Source organism: Mycolicibacterium iranicum (assembly GCF_014190915.1).
Taxonomy (GTDB): Bacteria; Actinomycetota; Actinomycetes; order Mycobacteriales; family Mycobacteriaceae; genus Mycobacterium; species Mycobacterium iranicum_B.
In genome coordinates this window covers 288329-306753 of sequence record NZ_JACHVU010000001.1, presented here as the reverse complement: position 1 = coordinate 306753, position 18425 = coordinate 288329, and the positions used below count along the sequence as shown (strand labels likewise).

At 70.0% G+C, this 18425-nt stretch carries 14 protein-coding genes; 10 read left to right on the top strand and 4 right to left on the bottom strand.

Annotation, left to right across the window (positions count from 1 at the left end; all coding sequences use genetic code 11):
• The first annotated feature begins 4 nt into the window (after window positions 1-4).
• The 5 genes from FHR72_RS01365 (at window position 5) to FHR72_RS01345 (ending at window position 6892) form a co-directional block, all read left to right on the top strand.
• Window positions 5-1048, top strand: coding sequence for a hypothetical protein (locus tag FHR72_RS01365; protein WP_311736016.1), 1044 nt, complete (start codon window positions 5-7; stop codon window positions 1046-1048).
• Between the two features lie 7 nt (window positions 1049-1055).
• Window positions 1056-2294: a hypothetical protein gene (locus FHR72_RS01360; protein ID WP_311736015.1), complete on the top strand. Its 1239-nt coding sequence runs from the start codon at window positions 1056-1058 to the stop codon at window positions 2292-2294.
• A 159-nt stretch (window positions 2295-2453) separates the two neighbouring features.
• On the top strand, window positions 2454-4283 hold the full coding sequence (locus tag FHR72_RS01355) for a phosphoenolpyruvate carboxykinase (GTP) (protein ID WP_183466105.1): 1830 nt from the start codon (window positions 2454-2456) through the stop codon (window positions 4281-4283).
• Between the two features lie 204 nt (window positions 4284-4487).
• The gene (fadD4, locus tag FHR72_RS01350) at window positions 4488-6008 is read left to right on the top strand and encodes a fatty-acid--CoA ligase FadD4 (RefSeq protein WP_183466104.1); all 1521 of its coding nucleotides are present in this window, start codon (window positions 4488-4490) and stop codon (window positions 6006-6008) included.
• Window positions 6005-6892, top strand: coding sequence for an enoyl-CoA hydratase/isomerase family protein (locus FHR72_RS01345; protein WP_183466103.1), 888 nt, complete (start codon window positions 6005-6007; stop codon window positions 6890-6892). The genes fadD4 and FHR72_RS01345 overlap by 4 nt, the downstream gene beginning before the upstream one ends.
• 147 nt (window positions 6893-7039) lie before the next feature.
• Here the strand turns inward: FHR72_RS01345 and FHR72_RS01340 are convergent, their stop codons facing one another.
• Window positions 7040-7762 carry a GntR family transcriptional regulator gene (locus FHR72_RS01340; protein WP_183466102.1) on the bottom strand — a complete coding sequence of 241 codons (723 nt, stop codon included), beginning with the start codon at window positions 7760-7762 and terminating at the stop codon, window positions 7040-7042.
• A complete protein-coding gene (locus tag FHR72_RS01335) occupies window positions 7762-8889 on the bottom strand; it encodes an acyl-CoA dehydrogenase family protein (protein WP_221192965.1) in 1128 nt (375 codons plus the stop codon). Before FHR72_RS01335 ends, FHR72_RS01340 begins: the two co-directional genes overlap by 1 nt.
• A 104-nt stretch (window positions 8890-8993) precedes the next feature.
• Between FHR72_RS01335 and FHR72_RS01330 the strand changes: the two genes are divergently transcribed.
• Genes FHR72_RS01330 through FHR72_RS01320 form a run of 3 tightly spaced genes read left to right on the top strand, consistent with a single transcriptional unit; the run spans window position 8994 to window position 12415 of the window.
• Window positions 8994-9995 (top strand): MaoC family dehydratase, encoded by a 1002-nt coding sequence (locus tag FHR72_RS01330; protein WP_183466100.1) that lies wholly within the window; start codon window positions 8994-8996, stop codon window positions 9993-9995.
• Between the two features lie 24 nt (window positions 9996-10019).
• Complete coding sequence (locus FHR72_RS01325; protein ID WP_183466099.1) at window positions 10020-11144, top strand: CoA transferase; 1125 nt, start codon at window positions 10020-10022, stop codon at window positions 11142-11144.
• Entirely contained in the window at window positions 11138-12415 is a 1278-nt protein-coding gene (locus tag FHR72_RS01320) for an amidohydrolase family protein (protein ID WP_183466098.1), read from the top strand. Before FHR72_RS01325 ends, FHR72_RS01320 begins: the two co-directional genes overlap by 7 nt.
• Before the next feature lie 3 nt (window positions 12416-12418).
• Here FHR72_RS01320 and FHR72_RS01315 read toward each other — a convergent pair whose 3' ends face one another.
• Both FHR72_RS01315 and FHR72_RS01310 read right to left on the bottom strand, forming a co-directional pair.
• Window positions 12419-13324, bottom strand: a complete 906-nt coding sequence (locus FHR72_RS01315) for an alpha/beta hydrolase (RefSeq protein ID WP_183466097.1) — start codon at window positions 13322-13324, stop codon at window positions 12419-12421.
• Between the two features lie 33 nt (window positions 13325-13357).
• A complete protein-coding gene (locus FHR72_RS01310; protein ID WP_183466096.1) occupies window positions 13358-15535 on the bottom strand; it encodes an acyl-CoA dehydrogenase family protein in 2178 nt (725 codons plus the stop codon).
• Window positions 15536-15704: 169 nt separating this feature from the next.
• On the opposite strand from FHR72_RS01310, the gene FHR72_RS01305 reads away from it, so the two are divergent.
• Both FHR72_RS01305 and FHR72_RS01300 read left to right on the top strand, forming a co-directional pair.
• Complete coding sequence (locus FHR72_RS01305; RefSeq protein WP_183466095.1) at window positions 15705-16925, top strand: alpha/beta hydrolase; 1221 nt, start codon at window positions 15705-15707, stop codon at window positions 16923-16925.
• Window positions 16926-16968: 43 nt separating this feature from the next.
• Entirely contained in the window at window positions 16969-18399 is a 1431-nt protein-coding gene (locus FHR72_RS01300) for a WS/DGAT/MGAT family O-acyltransferase (RefSeq protein WP_183466094.1), read from the top strand.
• Window positions 18400-18425: the final 26 nt, after the last annotated feature.

The following is an 18425-nucleotide window of genomic DNA, read 5'->3' as shown; positions in this document are numbered from 1 at the left end:
GGTCGTGAGCGGACCCGGAAAGTGGGGGTCGGTGTCGGGGTCTGTTTCTGGGTTCGACTCGCGGGAGTCCTTGTTCGGCGGTGTCGTCGCGCGGTTCGCCGAGCGCACCGCCAACCCGTACGCCAGGGCTGCCGAGCTGCGGCTGCGGGCCCCGATGGCGGTCACGGTCGAGGGGCGTTCCGGGGTCGGCCGGGACGCCGTCGCACGTGCGCTCGCGGCGTCGGACCTGCGGGTGGTCCGGACCGGCGGCGACGTCCGGGTCGTGGTGATCGCGGAGTCGATGAAGCCCGAGGACCGGCAGGTGCCGGCCGGTGGCAGCCCCGCGGTGGTCGTCCTGAACAAGGCGGACCTGTCGGGGCGGGTTCCCGGTGGACCGCTCGCGGCCGCCGCACGCACCGCCGCTGACATCTCCGTCTCGACGGGTCTGCCTGTCGTGCCGATGGTCGCCCATCTGGCCACCGTCGAACTCGACGACGAACTGGTCACGGCACTACACACCCTCGCCGAAAACCCCGCGGACATGACGTCGGGGGATGCCTTCGTCTCGTCCGGGCACCCACTGTCCACCGACGTGCGGCAACGCCTGCTGCGCCGCCTGGACCGGTTCGGGCTGGCGCATGCCGTGCTCCGCACCGCCGAAGGCGCCGACGCCGCTGCCCTGACCGGGTCCCTGCGGGAGCTGAGCCAGCTGGGCCAGCTCGTCGCGCGCCTGGCCGACGTGGCGGCCGAGGTCACCTACCGGCGGGTGCGCGAGGTCCTGCGTGATCTGCACCGGGCTGCCGCCGAATCCGATGACGACGAGCTCTGGGAATTCCTCGCCGACGACGAGGTGGTGATCGCGGTGATGGCCTGCGCCGTCGGGGTCATGGAGGCGGCTGGTCTGGAGGTCGATCCCCGCGACGACGCGGACACCCATCTGAGCCGCGCCGTGCACTGGCGGCGCTACGCCGAGGGCCCGCTGGGCCCCCTGCACCGCCGGTGCGCGGCCGATATCTCCCGAGGCTCGCTGCGTCTGCTGAGCAGGGCTGCGTCGAGTGGGGCTCGGTGAGCCCACGGTGAGCGACGTGGTGGTGGTCACCGGACCGTCGCGCGCCGGGGTGAGTTCGATGGTCGCGGAACTGCGTCGGCGCATGCCGGGCGATCGGTTCGCCGAACCGGTCGACCTCACGGCCGGCGACACCCCGGTCGCGGTCGTGTTCGTCGCGTCGGCGGTCGCGCCGATCGTGGGCTCGGACTGTGAGCTGCTGTCGGAGGCCGCGGACGTGGACGTGGTGATCGCGGTGGTGTCGAAGATCGACGACCACCACGACTGGCGGAGGGTGCTGGCCGCCGACCGTCGGCAGCTCGCCCACTACGCAGCCGGCCTCGGGGACGTGCCATGGGTCGGCGCCGCGGCGGCCCCACGCCTGGGGGACCCGGCGATGGACGAGCTCGTCGCGCTACTGGACGCCCACCTTCGCGACCCGGTCGTCCGGTCGCGGAATGCACTGCGGATGAACCCTTTTCGACGGGATCTGCTGCGTGTCGAACGCGAGCGGCTGCTGCGCTGCCGCCGGGAGTCGGCGCTTCGGCGCGCGGTCGCACTGCGCGAGTCGGTGCAGCAGACCCGGCTGGCCGTGACCCACGACGCCCGCCGGCGGTCCGCTTCGCTGCGCGCCGACCTGACCCGCGAGGCGTCGGCGCTGACCAGAAGGCAGGTGGCCGGCTTCGCCGAGCGGGTCCGGCGGCACTGCGACGGCGTGCTGGCCGCCGTCGACGAGGACGTTGCCGTGCACACCGGCCGCGCAGCCCCGCAGCAGCCCGCGTCCGTCGACCTGCCCGGCCCGGCGCTGAGATCGCGTCGGCTGGAGAACCGGTTGATGACCGTGCTGGGCGCGGGGTTCGGACTCGGGGTCGCGCTGGTGGTCACCCGGGTGGTGGCGGGACTCGCACCGGGGCTCGCCGCGGCGGGGCTGATCGCCGGTGCGGTCGCCGGATTGGCCACGACGGTGTGGGTGACCCGGGCCCGCACGCTGCTGCACGACCGCGCCGTCCTGCAGGGCTGGGTGCAGGAGGCCGCCGCCGCCGTCCGCGCCGTGGCCGACGAACGGGTCGCGACGCAGTTGCTGGTGTACGAGTCCGCGAGGGGGTTGCAGAGTGCCGCCGCAGCGGCCGCCGAGGACGCCGACATCGGCGAGCAACTGGCGGCCGTCGAGGCGCGAGTGCGTCGCCTGGCCCGCGCTCCCACCACGGAGAACTTGTTACCGGCCGGTAGAACACCCGGTGACGGCCATCTGAATCGTTCCTGTGAGTGAATGGACATACTCCGGATTCACCGCGGGTATGTCACCCGCGTTAACCTCAGTACACAGTGACGGCCGCGGCTGCCGTGGGGTGTGGGCTCTTGGGGGCTCCGATCCTGGCGCCTGCGTCCTGGCAGACCTTTCGCGCAGATGCAGGGGAGACGACACAGCATGACCGCAGCGACCATTCCGGGACTGGATTCCGCACCGACCAAGCACGAGGGCCTGCTCGCCTGGGTTCGCGAAGTCGCCGAGCTGACACAGCCCGACCGCGTCGCGTGGGCAGACGGTTCCGAAGAAGAGTACGAACGGCTCTGCGCACAGCTCGTCGACGCAGGCACCTTCCAGAAGCTGAACCCCGACAAGCAGCCCAACTCCTACCTCGCGCTCTCGGACCCGTCCGACGTCGCGCGGGTGGAGTCGCGGACCTACATCTGCTCCGAGCGCGAGATCGACGCCGGTCCCACCAACAACTGGATGGACCCGGCCGAGATGCGCGGCATCATGACCGACCTGTACCGCGGCAGCATGCGCGGCCGCACACTCTGGGTCGTCCCGTTCTGCATGGGCCCGCTGGATGCCGAGGACCCGAAACTCGGCGTCGAGATCACCGACTCGGAGTACGTCGTCGTCTCGATGCGCACGATGACCCGCATGGGCGCCAAGGCGCTGGAGAAGATCGGCGAGGACGGCTTCTTCGTCAAGGCGCTGCACTCGCTGGGGGCGCCGCTGGAAGAGGGCGAGAAGGACGTGCCCTGGCCCTGCAACGACACGAAGTACATCACCCACTTCCCGGAGACCCGCGAGATCTGGAGCTATGGCTCCGGCTACGGCGGCAACGCGCTGCTGGGCAAGAAGTGCTACTCGCTGCGCATCGCGTCGGCGATGGCCCACGACGAGGGCTGGCTCGCCGAGCACATGCTGATCCTCAAGCTGATCTCCCCGGAGAACAAGGCCTACTACATCGCCGCGGCGTTCCCGTCGGCGTGCGGCAAGACCAACCTCGCGATGCTGCAGCCCACCATCCCGGGCTGGCGCGCCGAGACCGTCGGCGACGACATCGCCTGGATGCGGTTCGGCAAGGACGGCCGGCTCTACGCGACCAACCCCGAGTTCGGCTTCTTCGGCGTCGCGCCGGGCACCAACTGGGACTCCAACCCCAATGCGATGAAGACGATCGCCGGGGGCAACACCGTCTTCACCAACGTCGCCAAGACCGACGACGGCGACGTCTGGTGGGAGGGTCTGGAGGGCGAGCCCGACCACCTGATCGACTGGAAGGGCAACGACTACATCCTGCGGGAGACGGAAACCAAAGCAGCGCACCCGAACTCGCGCTACTGCACCCCGATCTCCCAGTGCCCGACGCTCGCCCCCGAGTGGGACGATCCGCAGGGCGTGCCGATCTCGGCGATCCTGTTCGGCGGCCGCCGCAAGACCACGGTCCCGCTGATCACCGAGGCGCGCGATTGGCAGCACGGCGTCTTCATCGGTGCCACGCTGGGCTCCGAGCAGACCGCGGCCGCCGAGGGCAAGGTCGGCACCGTGCGCCGCGACCCGATGGCCATGCTGCCGTTCCTGGGCTACAACGTCGGCGACTACTTCCAGCACTGGATCAACATCGGCAAGCAGGCCGACGAGTCGCAGCTTCCGAAGGTCTTCTTCGTCAACTGGTTCCGTCGCGGCGACGACGGCCGCTTCCTGTGGCCCGGGTTCGGCGAGAACAGCCGCGTGCTGAAGTGGGCCATCGAGCGCATCGAGCACAAGGCCGACGGCAAGAGCACCCCGATCGGCATCGTGCCGACCGCAGCCGACCTCGACCTCGACGGTCTGGACGTGGACGCGTCGGACGTCGACGAGGCCCTGAAGGTCAACCCCGACGAATGGCGTGCCGAGCTGCCGCTGATCGAGGAGTGGTTCGAGTTCGTCGGCGAGAAGCTGCCGACGGGCATCAAGGACGAGTTCGACGCCCTGAAGACCCGCCTCGCCGAGGAAAGCTAGCCCCGCGCCGCACCGGCCCCGCGCCGCACCGGCACTTCGCACCGCGCCGCACCGGCACTTTGCACCGCGAGCGCGCGTGTCTGCACGCAGACGCGCCGCTCGCGGTGTGCTTTTGCGCGCGTTCGCGGGGCCGGCGAGCCGCCGATGAGCCGCGCGTCAGCAGCCACTTGACACCTGTCAAGTACGGCGAAGTAAAGTCAGCCCATGCAGATACGTGACACCGCCGTCGCCACGCCTGACAAGCCCGCCATCGTGATGTATCCGTCGGGGACCATCGTGACGTTCGGCGAACTCGAAGCCAGGGCCAACAGGCTCGCGCATCTGTTCCGCGGCGCCGGCCTCGTCGAGGGCGATGCGGTCGCGATCCTCATGGAGAACAACGAGCACATGCACGCGGTCATGTGGGCCGCGCGCCGCGCCGGGCTGTACTACGTGCCCATCAATACGCACCTGACGGCCGCCGAGGCCGCCTACATCGTGGACAACAGCAGCGCGAAGGCCATCGTCGGTTCGGGCAAGCTCGCCGACACCCTGGCCGGCCTCGCCGCCGAGCTGCCGCAGGGCCTGCCGCCGGTACTGCTGGTCGCCGACGGGCAGCTCGACGGGTGGCGCAGCTATCCCGAATGCGTCGCCGACCAGCCTGACACCCCGATCGCCGACGAGATCGAGGGCGACCTGCTGCAGTACTCGTCGGGCACCACCGGTCGGCCCAAGGGCATCAAACGCGCACTGCCGCATGTGCCGCCGTCCGAGTCGCCGGGCCTGATGGCCGCGCTGGTGTCGTTCTGGATGCACCCCGACGCGGTCTACCTCAGCCCGGCGCCGCTGTATCACACCGCCCCGTCGGTGTGGTCCATGCAGACGCAGGCCGGCGGCATCACGACGGTGGTCATGGAGAAGTTCGACGCCGAGGGTGCGCTGGACGCGATTGCGAAACACCGTGTGACACATGGTCAGTTCGTTCCCGTGATGTTCACGCGCATGCTCAAGCTGCCCGAGGACGTCCGGACGTCGTACGACGTGTCGAGCCTGGAACGCGTCATGCATGCCGCCGCGCCGTGTCCGGTGGAGATCAAGAAGCAGATGATCGACTGGTGGGGCCCGATCGTCGACGAGTACTACGCATCTTCGGAAGCTCACGGTTCGACGCTGATCACCGCCGAGGAGTGGCTGACCCACCCCGGTTCGGTCGGTCGGCCGTTGGCCGGTGTGCTGCACATCCTCGACGAGGAGGGCAACGAGCTGCCGCCCGGGCAGGCCGGCGAGATCTACTTCGAGGGCGGCTTCGACTTCGAATACCTCAACGACCCTGACAAGACCGCGAAGTCGCGCGACACCCGGGGCTGGAAGACGGTGGGCGACATCGGGTATGTCGACGAGGAGGGGTTCCTCTACCTGACCGACCGCAGGCACCACATGATCATCTCGGGTGGGGTGAACATCTATCCGCAGGAAGCCGAGAACATGCTCGTCACCCACCCGAAGGTGATGGACGCCGCCGTGTTCGGCGTTCCCGACGACGAGATGGGTCAGCGGGTCAAGGGCGTCGTGCAGACCGTCGACCCCGCCGACGCCACCGAGGAATTCGCCGACGAGCTGATCGCGTGGTTGCGAGACAGGCTGGCGCACTACAAGTGTCCGCGCTCGATCTCGTTCGAGGCGCAGCTGCCCCGCACCGACACCGGGAAGCTGTACAAGCAGGAGCTCATCAAGAAGTACTCGTGAGCGAACTGGTCGAGCTGGCGGGCGGTATCCGCGTCTGCGTCGGAAAACCCTCCGACACAGCGACGTTCGCAGTGACCGAGGACGCGACCGATGATCACCGGGCGGTCACGGTGGCGTCGGTGCCCGAAACGCTGGCCGAGCTCGAGGACCGCTGCGCGCGCCGTCCCCACGCGGCCGCCGTCTGCGACGACGTGCTGCGCGCACTCGACCCCGCGGGTTCGACCTTCACGGGCGTCGTCACCGAGTCACTCGCGTACTCCACGCTGCAGGCCGGGCCGGAGTTCGCGAGCTGGCTGGCCGATCGCGGCCCTGTGCAGATGCCGGATATCCCGAATCCCGTTGTCACGGAACGTGATGAGAACCTTCTGACGATCCGGTTCAACCGGCCCCGACGGCACAATGCGTTCTCCACCGACGCCAGGGCGGCGTTGCTCGAAGCGCTGGAGGTCGCTCGGTTGGACCCGTCGGTGACCGAGGTGGTGCTGGCGGGCAACGGCCCGTCGTTCTGCAGCGGCGGCGACCTCGCTGAATTCGGCACGTTCGCCGACCCGGCCAGCGCGCACCTCGCCCGCACCCGGCACAGTCCGGCACTGGCACTCGCCGAGATCACCGAGCGGCTGGGGCGGGCGTGCCGCGCCGAGATTCACGGTCAGGTGCAGGGCAGCGGCCTGGAGATGGCCGCATTCTGCGGATGGGTTCGGTGCCACCCGGACGCGGTGCTGGGGCTGCCCGAACTCACGCTGGGCCTGATCCCGGGAGCGGGTGGCACCGTCAGCATCACCAAGCGCATCGGGCGTTGGCGCACCGCCTATCTCGTACTGTCGGGCCGCTCGATCGACGCGCAGACCGCGCTGAGGTGGGGTCTGGTCGACGAGGTGAGCTGAAACGTCGCTGTCGGTGCGCGGCGAGCGCGCGCGACGGCACACGACACGCCGCTCGGCGGCGTGCAGACACGCGCGCTCGCGGTGCAGGGGCCAGGGGTGCAGGGCCCTCGGTGCAGGGGGCAGGGGTGCAGGGGCAGGGGGCAGGGCTCAACCGGATCGGCGCAGCGTGACCCGGTAGGTGTACTGCTCGGGGAGGAACTGACTGACCGCCAGCTCGACCGGGCTGCCGGCGGCGTCGGCATAGAGCCGGTCCACCCTCAGCATCGGGTGCCCCGACGAGCAGCCCACCGCCGCCGCCGCGGTGTCGTCGGCCGCGGCCACCGTGATCGACTGTGCCGCTTCGGCGATCGGGTGCTCCAGGTGCGGTTCGAGCAGCCCGATCACGGTGTGCGTGCTCACGGCCCCGGTGGCCATGTCGCGGGACGACAGCACCACCGCCGCGACCGCGGGTGGAAGGTGCACGACGGTGTGGCCGAACGCGACGCCGTCGTGCAGACGCCGGAACGCCACCGTATAGACCACATCCCCGTCGAGGCGCAGCCGGCTGGCGGCCTCGATGTCCACCCTGCGGTGCAGCCCGTCGAGCACCTCCATCGTGGTGTCGTCGGACAGGCTCATGAGGTCTTCGATCGAGCCCAGCTGCCGCAGGTAGCGGCGGCCCTGTTCGCTGGCGTAGCTGCCGCGCCCGGGTACGCGGTACACGGTGCCGTCGGCGACGAGATCCTGGAACGCGCGGCGCACCGTCTGACGTGAGAGGCCGTGCCGGGCAACGAGTTCGGATTCGGTGGGCAGGCGGATACCGTCGGGGTAGCGGCCGGTCGCGATCTCGTCGCGCAGGCGTTCGCGCAGCACCTGGTAGGCGGGCGGCATCAGATGCCGCCCCGGGCCACCAACTGGCCGGCGATCACGTTGCGCTGGATCTCGTTGGTGCCCTCCCCGACGATCATCAGCGGCGCGTCCCGGAAGTAGCGTTCGACGTCGTACTCGGTGGAATAGCCGTATCCGCCGTGGATCCGGACGGCGTTGAGCGCGATGTCCATCGCCGTCTCGGAGGCGAACAGCTTGGCCATCCCGGCCTCCATGTCGGCCCGGGCGCCGCTGTCGTACCGGTCCGCCGCGTACAGGGTCAGCTGGCGGGCAGCGGTCAGCTTCGTCGCCATGTCGGCCAGATAGTGGCCGACGGCCTGGTGCTTCCAGATGGGCTGCCCGAAACTCTCCCGGTCCTGCGCGTAGGCCAGTGCGTCCTCCAGCGCGGCCGAGGCCACCCCCAGGGCCCGGGAGGCCACCTGGATCCGGCCCGTCTCAAGGCCTTTCATCATCTGCGCGAACCCCTTACCCGGCGTGCCGCCGAGGATCGCCGAGGCGGGGACGCGACACCGGTCGAACGCCAGCTCGCAGGACTCCACGCCCTTGTATCCCAGCTTGGGCAGGTCCCGCGACACCGCCAGGCCGGGGGTCGGGTTCTCGACGAGGACGACCGAGATCCCGGCGTGCTTCGGGGTGGCGTCCGGATCGGTCTTGCACAGCAGCGCGATCAGCCCCGACCGCCGCGCGTTGGAGATCCACGTCTTCGATCCGTTGATCACCAGGTCGTCACCGTCGGTGCGGGCGACGGTGCTCATCGCCTGCAGGTCCGACCCGCCCCCCGGCTCCGTCAGCGCCATCGTCGCGCGCACCTCGCCGGTGGCCATCCCCGGCAGATAGCGCTGCTTCTGCTCCTCGGTGCCGAACAGCGTGAGCAGTTTGGCCACCACGGTGTGCCCGCCCATGGCTCCGGCCAGGCTCATCCAGCCGCGCGCCAGCTCCTGGGTGACCAGCACGTAGCAGCGGGTGGACACCGGCGCCCCGCCGTAGGCCTCCGGCACGGCCAGCCCGTAGATGCCGATCTGCTTCATCTGTTCGATCCACGCCTGCGGATAGGTGTTGGCGTGCTCGACCTCGCGGACGGTGGGCTTGACGTCGCGGTTGACGAACGTGCGGACCGTCTCGACCAGCATGGTCTCTTCGCTGCTCAGGCCTTCGGCCACCGCGCACCTCCGTCGCTCGATAAATGTACGGCCATTTGTAGCATTGTTGACACCCGGTCTGACCCGGTGCCAGCATGCGGTCTGTGACTTTGTACGGCCAAATCGGCGCGGGACCCTATTTCGACGACCTGCGGGTGGGCCAGGTCTTCGACTGGGCCCCGTCGATGACGCTGACCTCCGGTGTCGCCGCCACGCACCAGGCGATCCTCGGCGATCGCCTCCGCCTGCCGCTCGACGCCGCCCTGTGCACGGCGGTGACGGGCGCGACCGCGCCGATGGCCCACCCGGCGCTGGTGTGCGACGTGGCGATCGGTCAGTCCACGCTGGTGACTCAGCGGGTCAAGGCGAACCTGTTCTACCGGGGCCTGACCTTCCACCGCTACCCCGCGATCGGCGACACCCTGCACACCCGCACTGAGGTCGTTGCGCTGAAACAGAACTCGGTCAGACCGGGGCGCCCGACGACCGGGCTCGCGGCGCTGCGGGTGACGACCACCGACCAGGCCGCACGGCTGGTGCTCGATTTCTACCGCTGCGCGATGCTGCCGATGAGCAGCGACGAGGTCCGTACCGGCCACGACGACGACCTGTCGCTGATCGGCGTGGACGCCGGACCGGCGCCCGATCCGACCCAGGGCTGGGACGCCGAGATGTTCCGGTCCCGGGTACCCGCGCCATTCGTCGACGCGGCACTGGTGGGGACCACCGTGCGCAGTACCGCCGACGTCGTGACCAGTGCACCCGAGCTGGCCAGGCTGACACTCAACATCGCTGCCACCCATCATGATTCGCGGGTCGCCGGAAAACGGTTGGTCTACGGGGGTCACACGATCGGACTCGCGCTGGCCCAGGCGACCCGGCTGCTGCCCGACCTCGTCGCGGTCTTGGCGTGGGAGTCCTGCGACCACACCGGACCCGTGCACGAGAACGACACGCTCTACAGCGAGCTGACCGTCGAGGGCGCCGATCCGAGGCCGGGCGGCGGCACGGTGCTTCGACTGCACTCGACCGTCTTCGCCGTGGACGACGACGACCGTCAGGTCTTGGACTGGCGGTTCACCGCGCTCCTGTTCTGAGCGGGCATCACCCACAATGGTCCTGTGCCTGCCGTGCGTGTGCCAGCCGCCGTGCTGGCGCGTGCGCAGGAGAGCACGCAGACCATCGCCGCTCTCACGAGTGTGTACCTCGACGCGGCCGAGCTGATCGGCGGCCGATCGGCCCTGCTCGGTCTCCCCGCCCCCGGCCGGATGTCCGCGGGCGGAGCCACCCGGCTCATGGAGGGATCCGGCGGCTGGTGTGCGTTGACGCTGTCACGCCCCGACGATCTCGACGCGGTGCCCGCCCTGATCGGGGTCGACGCGCTGCCGGACCCGCTGTGGCCGGCGATCGAGGGCTTCGTGCGTGCGGTCGGGGTTACGGAGTTCGCGGCGCGGGCCCGGTTGCTCGGACTGCCCGTGGGTGTGCTCGGGGAGGGCCGGGGGGCCACCCCCGTGCTGATCCACGAGCTCGGACACCGCGCACCGGCCCCCCGACCTCGGGAGCTGCTGGTGGTCGACCTGTCGTCGATGTGGGCCGGACCTCTGTGCGGCCGCGTGCTCGCCGACGCCGGCGCGACCGTCGTCAAGGTGGAGAGTGCGGCCCGGCCCGACGGCACCCGCGGCGGACCACCTGCCTTCTTCGACTGGGTGAACGCCGGAAAGCTTTCGTACGACGCCGATTTCGAGAAACCCGGGAAGCTGCGCCGCCTCCTGACCGCCGCGGATGTCGTGATCGAGGGATCCCGGCCCGCAGCGCTGCAGCGCCGCGGTCTGGGACCGGCGCAGGTATCGGGCCGTCCCGGGCGGGTGTGGGCCCGGATCACCGGGCACGGCATCGACGGCGACCGGGGCCAGTGGGTGGCGTTCGGCGATGACGCCGCGGTGGCCGGGGGGCTGGTCGACGCCGGCGCCGACGGCCCGCAGTTCTGCGCTGACGCGCTCGCCGACCCACTGACGGGTATCGAGGCGGCGCGTGCGGTGCTGGAATCACTCGGCCGCGGCGGTGGCGAACTTCTCGACGTGTCGATGGCGGGCGTGGCCGCCGATTACGCCGGGGATGCCGCGCTGCCAGGAGACGAGAAGGACTGCGGCACAGTGCCTTCGGTACCCACAGCGGCAGCGGAGCTCGGCGCGCACAACGACGTCGTCGAACGTCTGGTGGCCGCGCGGCTGGGCGTGCCGTGCTGATCCGCCGCGGGGTGCTCCTCGACGGCACCCCTGCCGACATCCGGGTCGGCGCGGAGGTCGTCGAGGTCGGTGCAGGACTGGCCGTCCGCAGCGGGGAGACCGAGTACGACGCGGCGGGGGGCACCGTGCTGCCCGGCCTTCACGACCATCACGTGCACCTGCGGGCTGCCGCCGCTGTCCTGCAGTCGGTACGGGTCGGCCCCGGCGAGGTCGCCGACACTGCCGGGCTGGCAACGCTTCTCGCCACGGCGACCCGAGACGGCCAGGGCTGGGTGCGTGCCGTCGGCTACCACGAATCGGTGGCAGGACCCCTCGACCGCGACGTGCTCGACGCCCTCGCGCCGGGCGTGCCGGTGCGCGTGCAGCACCGCAGCGGTGTCCAGTGGACGCTGAACACGCCCGCGCTGACCCGGGTGGGGCTGCCCGACCATCCGGACGGCAACCTGCGCAGCGCCGACCACAGCTGGGCGCTGCCCCCGGCCGAACCGGACCTCGCGTCGCTGAGCGCCACACTGTGCCGCTACGGCGTCACCGGTGTCACCGACGCCACCCCGGATCTCGGGGCGGGCGACATCACCGACCTCCAGCACCGGATGCGTCAGACGGTGCGATGCCTGGCGCCGGGCAAGCGCATCCTGCACGACGACGACCTGGACCTCGACGCCCTGACCCGGTGGATCAGGCACACCCATGCGGTCGGGGTGCCCGTGGCCCTGCACTGCGTCACGGCCGCCCAGCTCGTGGTGACGCTGGAGGCACTGCGCGTCGCCGGCCGCCACCCCCTCGACCGCATCGAGCACGCCGCGGTGGTCCCGGACGGGACCCTGACCGACCTTGCCGCTGCCGGGATCTCGGTGGTGACACAGCCCAACTTCGTCGCCGAGCGCGGCGACCAGTACCTCGCCGACGTTCCGCAGGCCGAACACCACGAGCTGTGGCGGGTCGCGTCGCTGCTGCGCGCCGGTGTCCCCGTCGCGCTGTCGACCGACGCGCCGTTCGGCGACCCGGACCCGTGGGCGGCCATGCGGGCCGCGGTGCAGCGACGCACACCCTCGGGCACCGTGCTGGGGCCGGACGAAAAGATCCCGGCGGCAACGGCATTGCGGCTCTTCACAGGACATCGGCCGGGCTGTGCGGCCCGCGTCGAGGCAGGCGCTCCCGGCGACCTGTGCATTGTGTCCGCCTCGCCGGCCGATGTCCTCGCGGAGCTCGATGCCACGGCGGTGGCCGCGACGGTCATCGCCGGCGAGGTGGCCTACGAGCGGGGGTGATTCTCAGGCCGCCGCGGACGCGAACACCGTGCGCAGCAGCGCGCATTGACTGTTGAAGAACGACCGCGAGACCTCGGCTTTCGGGGCGACGCCGTCGAACCCGTGGAACGCGCCGTCGACGACCTCGACCTCGACCTGAACCCCCGCCGCGCGCAGCCGCTCGGCGTAGGCCAGGTCCTCGTCGTGGAACAGGTCCAGCGTCCCGACGCCGATCCACGCCGGCGGCAGCCCCTCCAGGTCGGCCCGGCGCGCAGGCACGGCGACCTCGGGATCGGCGTCCCCGAGGTAGGCCCGCCAGCCGAACTGGTTGCTCGACTGGTTCCACAGCCGGTGGCCCGGATTGTCCAGACCGGCGCGGTCGACCGTGCGGTCGTCGATCATCGGGTACACGAGAATCTGTGCGGCAAGCGGGATCTCACCGCGGTCCCGGGCGAGCAACGCCAGCGCCGCCGCGAGCCCGCCGCCGGCACTGGCCCCGCCGATCGCGACGCGGGTGGCGTCCACCGCAGGCAGCGTGGCGAGCCAGCTCAGTGCCGTGTAGCAGTCCTCGAGAGGCGCCGGGTAGGGATGCTGGGGCGCGAGGCGGTAGTTCACCGAGACCACGGTGACGCCGAGCTCGTTCGCGAATCGCCGGCACAGCACGTCGTCCTGCGCGGCGTCGCCGATGACGTAACCCCCGCCGTGGATCCACAGCAGTGCCGGCCCCGGCGTCGCCACGCCCTCGGGGCGGAACAGGCGGACGCCGACCCCCGAGGACAGGGTGAGGACATCCACGTCGTCGGCGGGCGCCTTGCGCCACATCAGCCGCGACGCCGCGCGCATGAACGGCAGCGTGACCGGGGTGATGATCTGCTTGGGCACCAGCCGGGCGGCGCGACGGAGCTCGGGATGGATCTCGATGCTGTGCACCCGACCAGTATGCGTGCGCGGCAACGCGGTCCGTCAGCGAAGCAGCGGATCCCGGGGCAGACCCAGAATGCGTTCGGCGATCGTGTTGCGGGTGATCTCGGAGGTTCCCCCCGCGATGGTCATCGCGCGGTTGCCCAGATAGGACAGTGTCAGCTGCGGTGCCTGCCCCACGACCGCGGCCGTCCCCGCCAGTTCGAAGGCCAGCTCGGTCAGATGCTGGCCCGACTCGGCGACCAGCAGCTTGGTGACGTTGCCTTCCGGGCCGGGTTCCGCGCCAGAGATCGCGCGGGTGGCGCGACGCAGGTTCAGCAGGCGCAGCGTGTGGATCTCGGCGATGACCTCACCCGCCTGACGCACGAATCGCGCTCCCACCTCGGGGTCGGCGTCGAGGAGCTTGACCAGGTGATCCGGAGTGGTGCCCATCGGTGCGCCCGAACCCCCGCCGATCGAGATCCGCTCGTTGCCCAGCGTGGCCCGCGCCACCAGCCAGCCCTTGTTCACGTCGCCGACCACGTCCTCGTCGGGAACGAACACGTCGTCGAAGAACACCTCGTTGAAGTGCGAATCGCCGGTGATGCCCCTGAGCGGGTTCACGGTCACGCCCTCGGCGTTCATATCGATGGCCATCATCGTCACGCCGGCGTGTTTGGCCGCCTCCGGATCGGTGCGCACGGTGGCCAGCCCCCACTGACACAGGTGGGCCAGGCTCGTCCACACCTTCTGGCCGGTGACCCGCCACCCGCCGTCGACCCGCTTGGCCGCCGTACGCACCGCGGCGGCATCCGACCCGGCGCCCGGCTCGGAGAACAGCTGGCACCACATGACCTGTCCACGCAATACCGGCTCGACCCAACGTTCCCGCTGGTCCGGGGTTCCGGCCTGGGCGATGGTCAGGGCTACCCAGCCGGTGATGCCCATGTCGGGGCGCTCGACCCCGGAGAACTCCTCTTCGATCACGAGTTGTTCCAGCACGTTCGCGCCTCGGCCCCAGGGTGTGGGCCAGTGCGGGACCAGATAGCCGGACTCGACGAGGAAGTCACGCTGCTGCTCCGGCGGCAGCCCCCGGACCGTGGCCGCCGCTTCGCGGGCCTGGCTGCGGTACTCCTCCGATTCGGCGGGCAGCGTGAACGATGCGCCACGCGCCTGACCGCTGCGCTGCGCCTCCACCGCGTCGACCAGCGGATCCGCGCCGTCGGTCGACAGGGCGGCCAGCGTGCGGGCCCGGCGCAGGTAGAGATGGGCGTCGTGCTCCCAGGTGTAGCCGATCCCGCCGTGCAGCTGAATGTTGTTCTGCGTGGTGAGCACCTGGGCGCGGTTGGCCAGCGCCGCGGCCACCGCAGCGGGGAACCACGCGCCGTCGAGGTCCTCGGCGCGGGCGGCGTCCCACGTGGCCGCGGTCGCGGTCTCGGCGCTGACCAGCATGTTCGCGGCGTGGTGTTTGACCGCCTGGAACGTGCCGATGGTGCGCCCGAACTGTTCGCGCACCTTCGCGTACTCGACGGACATGTCCAGCGCGGCCCAGCTGACGCCGACGGCCTCCGCCGAAGCCAGGATCCGGAAGACCGTCGTGGCATTGCGGGCTGCACCGCGCAGGATCCGCTCCGGGGCGACGGAGACGCCCGCCAGCGACACCGCGCCGATGCTGCGGGTGGTGTCGAGACCGTCCAGCGCGGTCACGGCGACGCCGTCGGCGCCGGCGTCGACGATCACCACGTCGTCGCCGGCGACGAGCACCAGCACCGCGGCGTCCGGCGCACCCAGGACGGAGGGGCTCTCGCCGGTCACGGTGGAATCCGAGCCGACAGCGAGGGTTCCCGAGAGGCCGAGGGTCGCGACCGTCTCCCCGGCGACCAGGCGGGGAAGCAGGTCGGCGCGGACGGAATCCCCGGCGCAGCGGTCGACGATCACCGCGGCGGCGGCCGCGGTGAGGAACGGTCCGGGGGTCAGTTGACGTCCCAGGCATTCGGCGACGACGGCCAGTTCGGCCAGCCCGAAGCCCGATCCGCCGAACTCTTCGGAGACCGCCAATCCCAGCCAGCCGAGTTCGGTTGCGGCCGTCCAGATATCGGCCGGGTGGTTGGGGCCACCGTCGAGCGTCGCCCTGGCCTTCGCCAGCGTCTGCAGGCGGCTGAGCTGGCCTGATGTCGCCGCGGCGAGATCCTGGTGGTCGTCGGTGATGGCCAGACTGGACGTGCGATCGGTCTTGCTCACGGTGGAAGCCCTCTTCGCTGAAATTGACAGTTGTCAACTGACGTTATCCGGCGCCTCCGGCAAATGATTCTGTGATAGCGGTCACAAATTGACTACGTCTGAAAGTTGGGTAGACAACTTCGATCAGATTGTCGTTTGAGACCTATGTCACCGGGGTACGCTCGCGCCCATGACGGAACGACCGGATACCCGGTACCCCGGACCTACCCTGACTACCCGCTTGAAATGGTTGCTGAACGCGGGTCCCTCGGACTACATGCTGGCCATGAGCGTCGCGTCGGCTTCGCTGCCCGTGGTCGGGAAACATCTTGAGCCGCTTGGCGCGTTGACGGCCGCGGGGGTCTGGGGCGCACGGCATGCGCCGGATTTCGTCGGGGCACTCGCCAAGTCGCTGGTGGCCCCCAACGACGCCGAGAAGAAGCAGCAGGAACGGGACTGCACGAACGCCGTCACCGAGGCCGCGCTCCGCGGCGTCGTCTCGGCCAAGGACCTCGAGATCGAGTGGCCCGCCGCCGACCCCAAACCTCCGGTCTGGAGGATGCGGGAGCACCGGCGCCACGTGCATCGCACCTCGGTGCGCTACGGACCCCGCCCGACCCAGTTGCTGGACGTCTGGCGTCGTGACGACGTCTCCTCCGACGCGCCGGTGATGATCTTCGTGCCCGGCGGCGCCTGGGTGCACGGCGGCCGCATGCTGCAGGGCTACGCGCTGATGTCCCATCTGGCCGAAATGGGCTGGGTGTGTCTGTCCGTCGAATACCGGGTCGCACCGCACAACCCGTGGCCCGCCCACATCACCGACGTCAAGACCGCGATCGCGTGGGCCCGTGCCAACGTCGACCGGTTCGGCGGCGACCGCAACTTCGTCGCCATCGCAGGCACCTCCGCCGGTGGTCACCTCGCCGCGCTCGCCGGCCTGACGGCCAACGATCCCGAGATGCAGGGCGACCTGCCCGAGGGGTCCGACACGTCGGTCGACGCGGTCGTGGGTATCTACGGACGCTACGACTGGGAGGACAAGTCCACCGTCGAGCGTGTCCGGTTCATGGACTTCCTCGAGCGTGTCGTGGTGAAGCGTAAATTCGCCAAGCATCCTGACGTGTTCCGTAAGGCCTCCCCGATGGCCCGGGTCCATTCCGAGGCACCGCCGTTCCTGGTGATCCACGGAACCGGCGACAGCGTCATCCCCGTCGCCCAGGCGCAGAGCTTCGTCGAACGTCTTCGCGCCGTGTCGCGGTCCGTCGTCGGCTACGTCGAACTCCCCGGCGCCGGACACGGGTTCGACATGACCGACGGTGCCCGCACGGGGGCGGCCGCGACGGCAATCGGCTTGTTCCTCAACCACATTCACCGAAACAGAAGCCTCATCGGAGCCAAAGAGGTTATATAGTCACCTCCGGTGCGGAAGGTGACGCGGTGAAGAGGCTGTCGCGGTGAAAAGGCTTCGTGGCTGGGACGCTGTGCTCCTGTACAGCGAAACCCCCAGCGTCCACATGCATACGCTCAAGCTGGCGGTGATCGAACTCGACTCGACGTTCGCGCAGGAGGGCGGCGCCACATTCGGCGTCGAGGAACTCCGCAAGGTCATCCACGGACGCCTCTACAAGCTCGACCCATTCCGGTACGAGCTGATCGACATCCCGTTCAAGTTCCACCATCCGATGTGGCGCGAGAACGCCGAGGTAGATCTGGAGTATCACGTCCGCTCCTGCCGGGTCGAAGCGCCGGGTGGACGCCGGGAGCTCGACGAAGCGGTCGGACGGATCGCGAGCACACCGCTCGACCGCAGCCGCCCGCTGTGGGAGATGTACCTGATCGAGGGCCTGGCCGGCGGCCGCATCGCGGTGCTCGGCAAGATCCACCACGCGCTGGCCGACGGTGTCGCCTCGGCGAACCTGCTGGCCCGCGGGATGGATCTGCAGGACGGACCGCAGGCCGACCGCGACTCGTACGCCACGGATCCCGCCCCGTCCCGGGGTGAGCTGGTCCGGACGGCGTTCACCGACCACCTCCGCCAGATCGCGAAGTTCCCGAGCGTCGTGCGCTACACCGCGGCCGGCGTACGCAGGGTCCAGCAGAGTGGCCAGAAGTTCTCGCCGGAGCTGACGAGGCCGTTCACCCCACCTGCGACCTTCATGAACCACCAGATCGACGCGACCCGCAAGTTCGCCACCGCCACGCTGTCGCTCGACGACGTGAAGCAGACCGGTAAGCACCTCGGGGTCACGATCAACGACATGGTGCTGGCCATCTCCGCCGGTGCGTTGCGAAAGTTGTTGTTGCGCTACGACAACCGTGCCGATCATCCACTGCTGGCCTCGGTCCCGGTGAGCTTCGACTTCTCCCGGGACCGGATCTCGGGCAACTACTTCACGGGCGTGCTGGTGAGCATCCCGGTGGAACTGGAGGATCCGCTGGAGCGGGTGCGCGCCGCCCACGACGCCGCCGTCGCCGGCAAGGAGAGCAACAACCTGCTCGGCCCGGAACTGGTCAGCAGATGGTCGGCCTACCTACCACCGGCCCCCGCCGAGGCGATGTTCCGCTGGTTGGGCACCAAAGACGGCCAGAACAAGGTGATGAACCTGCCGATCTCCAACGTGCCGGGGCCCCGCGAGCGTGCCCGCGTCGGCGGCGCACTCGTCACCGAGATCTATTCGGTCGGGCCCCTGACCGTCGGCAGCGGTATCAACATCACCGTCTGGAGCTACGTCGACCAGATCAACATCTCGGTGCTGACCGACGGCAAGACCCTCCAGGATCCCCATGAGCTGACCGATGCGATGGTCGAGGAGTTCGTCGAGATCCGACGCGCCGCAGGGCTTTCCGCCGAGCTGACGGTCGTCGAGACCGCGATGGCCAATTAGTCGGCTCGCCGACGTGGCCAATTAGT

Coding starts and splice junctions, on each gene's coding strand:
- FHR72_RS01355 (WP_183466105.1), top strand. CDS start 2,454: ATGACCGCAGCGACCATTCCGGGACTGGATTCCGCACCGACCAAGCAC.
- fadD4 (WP_183466104.1), top strand. CDS start 4,488: ATGCAGATACGTGACACCGCCGTCGCCACGCCTGACAAGCCCGCCATC.
- FHR72_RS01340 (WP_183466102.1), bottom strand. CDS start 7,762: ATGCCGCCCGCCTACCAGGTGCTGCGCGAACGCCTGCGCGACGAGATC.
- FHR72_RS01335 (WP_221192965.1), bottom strand. CDS start 8,889: ATGCTGGTCGAGACGGTCCGCACGTTCGTCAACCGCGACGTCAAGCCC.
- FHR72_RS01330 (WP_183466100.1), top strand. CDS start 8,994: ATGCGGTCTGTGACTTTGTACGGCCAAATCGGCGCGGGACCCTATTTC.
- FHR72_RS01305 (WP_183466095.1), top strand. CDS start 15,705: ATGACGGAACGACCGGATACCCGGTACCCCGGACCTACCCTGACTACC.